9 protein-coding genes and 1 other RNA gene are annotated in these 9014 nt (G+C 61.7%); 9 read left to right on the top strand and 1 reads right to left on the bottom strand.

Annotation, left to right across the window (positions count from 1 at the left end; translation table 11 throughout):
• Nucleotides 1-873, top strand: an 873-nt coding sequence (locus tag AC2VNK_RS02915) for an AMP-dependent synthetase/ligase (protein WP_486882736.1), incomplete at its 5' end; no start/stop codon positions are given.
• A gap of 5 nt (nt 874-878) precedes the next feature.
• Nucleotides 879-2249: a tRNA nucleotidyltransferase/poly(A) polymerase-related protein gene (locus AC2VNK_RS02920; RefSeq protein ID WP_486882737.1), complete on the top strand. Its 1371-nt coding sequence runs from the start codon at nt 879-881 to the stop codon at nt 2247-2249.
• Here AC2VNK_RS02920 and AC2VNK_RS02925 read toward each other — a convergent pair.
• The gene (locus AC2VNK_RS02925; RefSeq protein ID WP_486882738.1) at nt 2194-2460 is read right to left on the bottom strand and encodes a hypothetical protein; all 267 of its coding nucleotides are present in this window, start codon (nt 2458-2460) and stop codon (nt 2194-2196) included. The genes AC2VNK_RS02920 and AC2VNK_RS02925 overlap by 56 nt on opposite strands.
• A 141-nt stretch (nt 2461-2601) precedes the next feature.
• On the opposite strand from AC2VNK_RS02925, the gene rnpB reads away from it, so the two are divergent.
• From rnpB to AC2VNK_RS02960, 7 genes are all read left to right on the top strand, one after another.
• Nucleotides 2602-2946: RNase P RNA component class A (rnpB, locus tag AC2VNK_RS02930), an RNA gene on the top strand.
• A 322-nt stretch (nt 2947-3268) separates the two neighbouring features.
• Nucleotides 3269-3724 carry a division/cell wall cluster transcriptional repressor MraZ gene (gene mraZ, locus AC2VNK_RS02935; RefSeq protein WP_486882739.1) on the top strand — a complete coding sequence of 152 codons (456 nt, stop codon included), beginning with the start codon at nt 3269-3271 and terminating at the stop codon, nt 3722-3724.
• On the top strand, nt 3721-4686 hold the full coding sequence (gene rsmH, locus AC2VNK_RS02940) for a 16S rRNA (cytosine(1402)-N(4))-methyltransferase RsmH (RefSeq protein WP_486882740.1): 966 nt from the start codon (nt 3721-3723) through the stop codon (nt 4684-4686). Before mraZ ends, rsmH begins: the two co-directional genes overlap by 4 nt.
• Nucleotides 4676-4939, top strand: coding sequence for a cell division protein FtsL (gene ftsL, locus AC2VNK_RS02945; RefSeq protein WP_014030130.1), 264 nt, complete (start codon nt 4676-4678; stop codon nt 4937-4939). Before rsmH ends, ftsL begins: the two co-directional genes overlap by 11 nt.
• A complete protein-coding gene (locus tag AC2VNK_RS02950; protein WP_486882742.1) occupies nt 4936-6720 on the top strand; it encodes a peptidoglycan D,D-transpeptidase FtsI family protein in 1785 nt (594 codons plus the stop codon). The genes ftsL and AC2VNK_RS02950 overlap by 4 nt, the downstream gene beginning before the upstream one ends.
• Complete coding sequence (locus AC2VNK_RS02955) at nt 6707-8155, top strand: UDP-N-acetylmuramoyl-L-alanyl-D-glutamate--2,6-diaminopimelate ligase (RefSeq protein ID WP_486882743.1); 1449 nt, start codon at nt 6707-6709, stop codon at nt 8153-8155. The genes AC2VNK_RS02950 and AC2VNK_RS02955 overlap by 14 nt, the downstream gene beginning before the upstream one ends.
• Nucleotides 8152-9014 (top strand): UDP-N-acetylmuramoyl-tripeptide--D-alanyl-D-alanine ligase (locus AC2VNK_RS02960; protein ID WP_486882744.1); only part of this gene is annotated, 863 nt, incomplete at its 3' end. The genes AC2VNK_RS02955 and AC2VNK_RS02960, both read left to right, overlap by 4 nt.

Here is a 9014-nt window from a genome sequence, read left to right on the forward strand (position 1 = left end):
GAAGATCGGCCGGGTCTGCTCGGTCGGTTTCTGCGCCGAGGGGCGGGGATTGATCCAGAGGGGCGTCCGGCGGCACGCTGGCAGCGTTCCATCACCCGCCGCCTGCTGGTCAGCAATCTCCGCAAGAAACTGGGTGGGCGCTTGCGTTTCTTCGTCTCCGGAGGCGCCCCGCTGGATGCTGAAATTGCCCGGTTTTTTATTGAGTTGGGGCTACCTGTTATTGAGGGCTACGGCATGACCGAGGCGAGCCCGGTGATCGCCGCCAATCCACTGGAGGCCATTCGCCCGGGAACCGTGGGACAGTTCCTGCCCAATCTGGAAGGACGTATCGCTGCTGATGGCGAAATCCTGGTGCGTGGCCCATCCGTCATGCTGGGCTACTGGAACAATGAGAGTGCCACGCGCGAGACGCTGGTAGACGGCTGGTTGCACACCGGCGACGTGGGCAGCTTGGACCCGGACGGTTATCTGCATATCAGCGACCGCAAGAAAGACCTGATCGTGAATTCCGCTGGTGAGAACATCCCGCCGCAGAAAATTGAGTTGCGACTGATGGCGCAAGCGCTGATCGACCAGGCCGTCGTCTTCGGCGATCGTATGCCCTATCTCATGGCCCTCATCTTTCCCAATCAGGAACTCCTCAAAGAACGCGCCGGCGCCCACGCGGACGAAGCCGCAACCCGCAAGGCCATCCATGCGGCCATCGCGACAGCGCTCGCCGATCTGCCCTCCCACGAACAGGTGCGGCGTTTCGCCTTGCTGCCAGAGGCACTGAGTGAGGCCAACGGCGAACTAACCCCCACCCTTAAGGTGAAGCGGCGGGTCGTCGCCGAACACTACGCCAAACTGCTGGCGCAAATGGGCAAGGGCTGACTCCCATGCTGCTTACGCCGCCCGCTGCGCTGACTCCCATTCTAACAGCCCTGCAGCGGACAGGGGCGCGGGTCTTGGTGGTAGGAGGTACACCGCGGGATGCCCTGCTCGGTGTGGTCGCCCACGATTGGGATCTGGAAATACACGGATTGGGAGAGGCCCGTTTGGCCGAATGTCTGGAGCCTTTCGGCGCCCATCGGGTAGGTGGTCGCTGTGCAGTCTGGGTGGTGGCCGGCGCAGAGATTTCCCTGCCACAAGCACGGGGCGGGCAGATCAACCCGCACCTGCCCTGGGCCATCGCCGCCCAGCGGCGGGACTTTTCGGTCAACGCGCTGGCCTGGGACTGGCAGGCTCAGCGCCTCCTGGACCATGTTGGGGGAGTAGCGGACATTCATGCCCGGCGGCTCCGCGTAGTAGCGCCCGACACTTTTGGGGAAGACCCTCTGCGCGTTTTCCGCGCGGCCCGGTTAGCGGGCCAGTTAGGCTTTTCTATTGAAGCCCGGAGCGCCACCCTCTGCCGCCAATTGGCGCCCCGCCTGCAAGAAGTCCCCCAGGAACGCATACGCAAAGAATGGGAGGCACTGCTCCTGCGCAGCCTGCATCTGATCCGGGCCTGGGATAGTCTCGCCCTTACCGGCGCCATCACCCGATTCCCCGAACTCCGTGCCCTGCAAGCAGTGCCCCAGCACCCCGATGTTCACCCGGAAGGTGATGTCTGGATATACACCGGACGAGTGCTTGCCGCTGCTGGCCAACTCCGCAGCGGCGACAAAACGCGCGACATCATCCTCATGCTTGGCGCCTTGCTGCACGACCTCGGCAAAGCCAGCACCACCCTGCGCGACCCCCAAGGTCGCTGGCGCGCTTTCGGACATGAACAGGCACGAGTCGCCGCCGAGAATTTCCTGAGCCGTTACTTTCCCGGCAACCATCTCAGCCATCAGGTGCTGCCCCTCATTCGCTGGCATGGCGCACCCTATGCCCTGCACCGCGATGGCGCGGGGCGAGCCGCCTACGCCCGCCTTGCCCTACAGGTCCCTGACCGCCCCTTACTGCTGGATGTTGCCCTGGCAGATGCGCGCGGGGCAGGCACAGAGTATCCACCAGCCATAGATGTCACCCGCAAGATCTGGCAAGAGATGAACATTTGGACCGGTCTCCCAGATCCGCTGCTAAAGGGGGCTGACCTGATGGCACTGGGATTCGCCCCCGGGCCACGGTTGGGTAGGGCGCTGACGCTTGCCCACGAACTGCAGGTGACCGGTGGTTACCACGATCGCAAACCGCTGATCGCGGCGTTGCGCCGGCGCCTGCCCGAACTCAGTCTCCGAGACGACCGCGTTTATGGACCGCCGTCACGTTTCCCCACTGACTGATATCTTGTACCTGGACCCCCACCCACCAGTACGGAGCGACGCTATCGCGGCCATAACCGCCCACCAAACCCTGTCCCGGCGCCAGATACACGTGCTCTAAAAGCTTCCGCGCATCCGCACGACTCCGGAAAACAGACCAGGCCACCACCCGCTCCATCGGCATAGTCGAAGGCACTTCCCGTGCTTCATCGAGAAAACTGTCGTTGATCATGGCACCCCCTCTATGGCTATCGCAGCGGGCCGCAGCAGAGTCCCGAGGCAATGGTGAATCATACCTCACAGTATAGTGCGCGAAGTCCGGCTCTGCGTTTTTCTTCTGACAGCGTGCCACAAAACGCGTATAATCGGCGACGGAGTGGGCCAGACGACCGCCGCGGAGCAATCCGGGGAGGAAAGTCCGGGCTCCATAGGGCAAGGCGCCGGTTAACGGCCGGGAGGCGTGAGCCTACGGAAAGTGCCACAGAAAATATACCGCCAAGCGCGTAAGCGCCGGTAAGGGTGAAAAGGTGCGGTAAGAGCGCACCGCATTTCCGGTAACGGAAATGGCAGGGAAAACCCCGCCTGGAGCAAGACCAAATAGGCGTGCGATACCGTGGCTCGCGGTGCACGCGGGTAGGTTGCTGGAGCCTGTGCGCAAGTGCAGGCCTAGAGGAATGGTCGTCCACGACAGAACCCGGCTTATCGGTCCACTCCAATTTTTACCACACATCCCATATTATCTGGGCAGACACCTCGGAATAATCGATAATACTTATTAAACTCAATAATCTAGAAACAATCCTGTGAATAGCATATGCTCATTTCATTGTCCTGGAATGCCAAGCATATAGCCCATTTTGCATCATGTAATCCGACGATTGCAGAAACCCCTTCAAGTAGTTTGTTTACTCTTTATAAACACGCTCTAACATGCCGTAATTATTCGTTTTTTCTCCTTGACAGCGGGCATCCTTCCCTCTAATCTTCAAAGTGTGGGGGGAAGTGGGGTGAAGTGGGAGTTTTTGGAGGAGGGCGCAGACATGTTTAGGGGAACGCATCGGCACAGCCTGGACAGCAAGGGACGCATGAACGTTCCCGCGCGCTTCCGCGACTGGCTGAGCGACCACTGCGACGGACAATTAATTGTCACCATTGATGCCCAGAGCCAGGAAGGAGAACGCTGCCTGGTCGCCTACCCCCTACCCACCTGGGAAAAGGTCGAACGCCGCATCGCCGAACTCCCCAGCAACAATGCCGCGGCCCGTCAGTTTCAACGTCTTTTTGTGGGGCAGTCCGAAGAGCTCCGCCTGGATACCCAAGGCCGCGTCCTCCTGTCTCCCAACCTGCGCAAATTCGCCGCGCTGGACAAGGAACTGGTACTGGTGGGTCAGATCGACAAATTTGAAATCTGGGATGCTGCCCGTTGGGATACCTGCCAGGAAAACTGGCTGGCCAACGCCAATGGCTTCGCCAGCTTGGGTGATCTGGTCCTGTGAGAGGTGAAAATGAACCAAGCACAGCACACGTTGCAGTTCTTCTGGCAGAAACCATCGCCGTCCTGCGTCCGGCACTCCATATCGGTGCGCCGGTGCGCTGCGTCGACGCGACCGGCGGACGGGGCGGCCACAGTGCGGCCTTGCTGGCTGAACTCGGGGCGGCAGATACCCTGCTCATCCTCGACCGCGACCCGACCGCCATTGTCGCATTGCGCGCCCGCTTCGCGCAGGACTCCCGGGTATACATCCGTCAGGCGCGCTTCAGCCAATTGGCCGGAGTGCTCGCGGCGCTGGAGTGGGAGAGCGTGGACGCCATTCTCGCCGACCTCGGCGTTTCCTCCCCGCAACTGGATGAGGCAGACCGCGGCTTCAGCTTCCTGCGCGACGGCCCTCTCGATATGCGCATGGACCCCGAGGCAGACATGAGCGCCTCAGAGTGGCTGGCAATCGCACCCGAAGCGGAAATAACGCGAGTATTGCGCGAATACGGCGAGGAACGTTTTGCCCGCCCCATCGCCCGCGCCATCCTGCGTGCCCGGGAACGAGCGCCCATCACCAGAACTCTGCAACTGGCGGACCTGATCGCCGAGGTACTGCCCGGTCACGAAATCGGACAGCATCCGGCCACCCGCAGTTTTCAGGGCATCCGCATTTTCATCAACCGCGAACTGGAAGAACTGGAAGCCTTTCTCCCCCAGGCCATGAATGCGTTGCGCGCGGGCGGCCGGCTGGCGGTCATCAGCTTTCACTCTCTGGAAGACCGGTTGGTTAAACGGTTTTTCCGTGCTGACGATTATCGTATTAGCGCTGATATACCCCTGCGGGCCAGCGAGCTCCCGCCCTTGCCATGGCATCCTGTAGGCAAGGCCCTGCGAGCCAGCGCCCGGGAAACTCGCGACAATCCCCGTTCCCGCTCGGCCGTGCTGCGAGTTGCCGAAAGGAGTGAACGACATGCGGCGTAGCACCATTATTTTCGCCCTGCTGATTACCGCTACACTATTCGGCATCGTCGCGGCAAGAGAGAATACCCGCAGTCAGTTCATCGCCTTACAGGAAGCCCAGGCCAGGCATTTCGCCCTGGATAACCGCTGGGGCCAGCTCCAACTGGAACAGGCCACGCTCGCTTCCAATGCCCGCGTGGGAGATATTGCGCGCCAAAAACTCGGCCTTGCAGCCCCCAAAAACGATCAAATTGTCATGGTCAAAGCACCATGACCTATCCCGGCGCCCCCCTCCACTCGCCGCAACTCGTCACGCTTCCCGCGTGGCGGGCGACCGCGGTATGGACGGCGGTTGCGCTGGGTTTGGCGGCGATCATGGCACAAGCCTGGCGCGCGCAAGTGGAACGCGGTCCGTTCCTACGCGATCAGGGCGCGCAACGTTATCTGCGACACTTCGCCTTACCGGCGCAGCGCGGCCCCATTCTCGATCGTTCCGGTAAGGCGCTCGCACTGTCCGTCCCGGTGCAAACCCTCTGGGTAGCCCCCCGGTTGTTTAACCCACAGCAGGCACACTGGCCACAAATTGCCGCAGCCTTAGGGATCAGCGCAACCGCCCTTGCCGCACGGATCCATAGCGGTGGCAGCCGGTTCGCGTTCCTCGCCCGCCAGATTGCACCGGAACGCGCCGCGACCATTCTCGCCCTGCATGTGCCCGGTTTATACAGCCTCAACGAAAATAGGCGTTACTATCCGTCCGGCAGCATAGCCGCGCCATTACTCGGTTTCACCAATGTAGACGGGCGCGGCATTGAAGGGCTGGAGATGGCCTATAACCAGTGGCTGCAAGGGAAGGCAGGGGAAGAAACCGGGCTGCGCGATAATCTGGGACATCCGCTGGCGATCCTCGGCACTGCCAGGCTGGCACAGCCCGGTCAGACACTGACCCTGAGCATTGACCGCAACATCCAGTATGTGGCGTATACTACCCTCGCCTCTGCCGTACAGCGTTTTCAGGCACGTTCCGGGGCTGCGGTGCTCATGAATGTACGCACTGGTGAAATCCTTGCCATGGTCAGTTACCCCTCTTTCAACCCCAATGAGCGTACGGATTATCAGCCCAGTCTTTACAATAACCGCGCCATCGCCGACACTTTCGAACCAGGCTCGGTGATGAAACCTTTTACCATCGCTGCAGCATTGGATGACGGCAGCATTCAACCCAATTCCACGTTTGATGTGAACACCAACTGCTTTCGGGTGGCCCATTCCTGCATTCAGGACGATATTCGTCACGGCATCCTTGACCTCGCTCAGGTGCTCAAGTATTCCAGCAACATTGGCGCGGCGAAAATTTCCCTGCGGACACCGCCTGCCGATCTCTACCAGATGCTGCGCAATGTCGGTTTTGGGCAGGTGAGCGGATTAGGACTGCCGGGGGAGACGGGCGGCACGGTCCCCGCATGGCAAGGTTGGGATGTGGCGCGGCGTGCCGCCATGGCTTACGGTTATGGTCTCTCCGTCACACCTTTGCAACTGGCGGCGGCTTATGGCGCAATCGCCAATAACGGGGTCTATGTCCAACCCACCTTACTGCGCAGGACCAGCAACACCCCCCCGCACAGTCAGCAGGTCATACCGGTCGCCACTGCGGCGCGACTGCGCGACTGGCTCGCCGGGGTGACCAGTCGGGGCGGCACCGGTTTCCTTGCCGCGATTCCCGGCTATTCGGTAGCCGGAAAAACCGGCACGTCCATCATGGCCAATGGCAAGGGCGGCTTTCATAAGCATCAGGTGAATACCACCTTTGTCGGCTTCGCGCCCGCTAACAATCCGCAATTCGTCATGGCCGTAGTGGTGCGTGGACCAACTCAGGGCTGGCGTTATGGCGGGGTAGTCGCCGCCCCGGTATTTCGGGTAACCATGAGCGCTGCCTTGCATCAAATGGGCGTACAACCCGATGTCAGCGCCGGTGTCTGGGATGCCGCGGCAGGGAAACCCATGACCGCAGACCAGGAGCGGCGTTGGGCCGAGGGGGCTGGCGATGCCGCACACTGAGACACTCGCCAGCCTGTTGCCCACCACTCCGGCTGCCATGGCGGGGATTGCCTTGCAGGGTATTGAAACCGATACCCGCCGCCTGCGACCGGGCATGCTCTACGTCGGATTGAACACCAACCATGGCGATGGCCGGCAATTTTTGGCACAGGCTTGGGCGGCAGGTGCAGTCGCAGCGCTGTTAGAAGGCAGTGAAGAGGGTATTTACACTGAACAGGGTCACGCCGTCTGGCAAAGCCCGCAGGCACGGGCTCTGCTCGGTAGGTCGCTGCGCCGCTGGCATCGCTGGGACGAGGGTCAGGCGCCCGTCATCATTGGCGTTACCGGCACCAATGGCAAGAGCAGCGTCACCCGCCTCATTGCCGAACTCGCACCGCAGCCCGCTATGATCATCGGCACCCTCGGCTACGGCCATGTGGATGCTCTTATCTCCCACGCCAATACCACACCGGACCCGGTCCCTTTGTGGCAGACCCTGGCCACGCTGCGCGAACAGGGCGCCAAGGTCATCGCCATGGAAGTCTCCTCCCATGCTCTCGCGCTGGAACGGGTTGCGGCAGTGCCCTTTGCCGCCGCCGTATTTACCAATCTCAGTCGGGACCATCTCGATTTTCATGGGGATATGGCGCGCTATGGCGCAGCCAAAGTCCGCCTCTTCCAGACGCCAGGCCTCCAATTGGCCGTAGTAAACAGCGACGACACATTCGCTGGGCAGATCGCTGCCGCCATGGCGCCGGAAGTCCGGCAACTGTGCTTCGGGGTAAAGAGTGGAGATTACCAGACTGTCGAGTGGCATCCCGGTGCCAGCGGTACCCTGCTCGACCTGCATACCCCTAACGGCCCGCGGCGCCTGCGCAGCCCCCTCATCGGCAACAGCAATGTCCAGAATCTGCTGGCCGCGCTGGCCACCGTCGAAGGTATGGGCTGGCCGGTCAGTGACGCCGCTATCGCCGGACTCGACTTGCCGGAAGGTCGCTATCAGCGCTTGGCTCCGGTCCCCGGCAAGGCACAGGTGATGATCGACTATGCCCACACCCCCGACGCGCTGCAGCGGGTGCTGACCGACCTGCGCGAAGTCGCCAAAGGCGCCGTGACCGTGGTCTTTGGCTGCGGTGGTGATCGGGATCGTGGCAAACGGCCGGAAATGGGGCGGGTGGCCGAACGCCTTGCCGACCACGTCATTCTCACCGACGATAACCCGCGCAGCGAAGCACCCGAGGCTATCGTCAACGACATCCTGGGTGGTATGGAACGGCCCGGTCAGGCTACCGTGATTCATGACCGCGCGGCGGCCATCCGGGCCGCCATCACTGCATCACGGGCAGGGGATTGGGTGCTCATCGCCGGTAAGGGGCACGAGCGCATCCAGGAGATACTGGGGCAGCATTTACCCTTTCAGGACCACAGTATTGCCGCGGAGGTGCTCAGCGCATGATCCGCTATTCACTGAAAGAAATCGCTGAAATAACCGGGGGTAAGCTGTTGCCCGGCAGCGATGGCCGCAAAGAAATTCAGGGCATCGCTACGGACAGCCGGCAGCCGATGACGGGACAGCTTTTTGTAGCATTGCGCGGCGACCGCTTCAATGGCGAGGACTTCGTACCTGGTGCTCTTGCTCAGGGCGCCGGAGCTGTATTGACCGGCACCCCTGTCGCGGCACCCGGTGTCTTGGTGGAGGATACCCTGATAGCGTTGCAGACACTGACCGCCCAATGGCGGCAGCGTTTCAACCTGCCGCTGCTGGCAGTGACCGGCTCCTGCGGCAAAACGACGGTCAAAGAGGTACTCACCGCCATCCTTAACGAGTCCGGCCCGGTACTCGCCACATGCGGCAATCAGAACAATCACGTCGGCGTGCCTCTGACGCTAGCCAGGCTCGGTCCGGAGCATCGCTACGCGGTGCTGGAAATGGGCATGAATCACCCCGGCGAACTCACCCTCCTCAGCGGGCTGGCGCGGCCCACCCTGGCCCTGATCAACAATGCAGCCCCCGCGCATCTGGAAGGCCTCGGCAGTGTTGCCGCCATTGCCGCAGCCAAAGGCGAAATTCTCTCCGGTCTCGACAACCGCGGTCTCACCATCCTCAATGGCGACGATCCCTTCGCGGATTTCTGGGCGGAACGGGCGCCGGGCGAGGTCTGGCGCTTCAGCTTAGAGCATCGCCCGACGCGGGTGCGCGGACACTGGCGCGCCCACGAACAGGGTGGCGGATATCTGGAAGTGCGCGCTCCGCAAGGGCAAGTCGCTCTGGAGATTCCCTTGCCCGGTCAACACAATGGCCGCAATGTCCTGGC

The organism is Acidithiobacillus sp. TH-A35 (assembly GCF_057473505.1).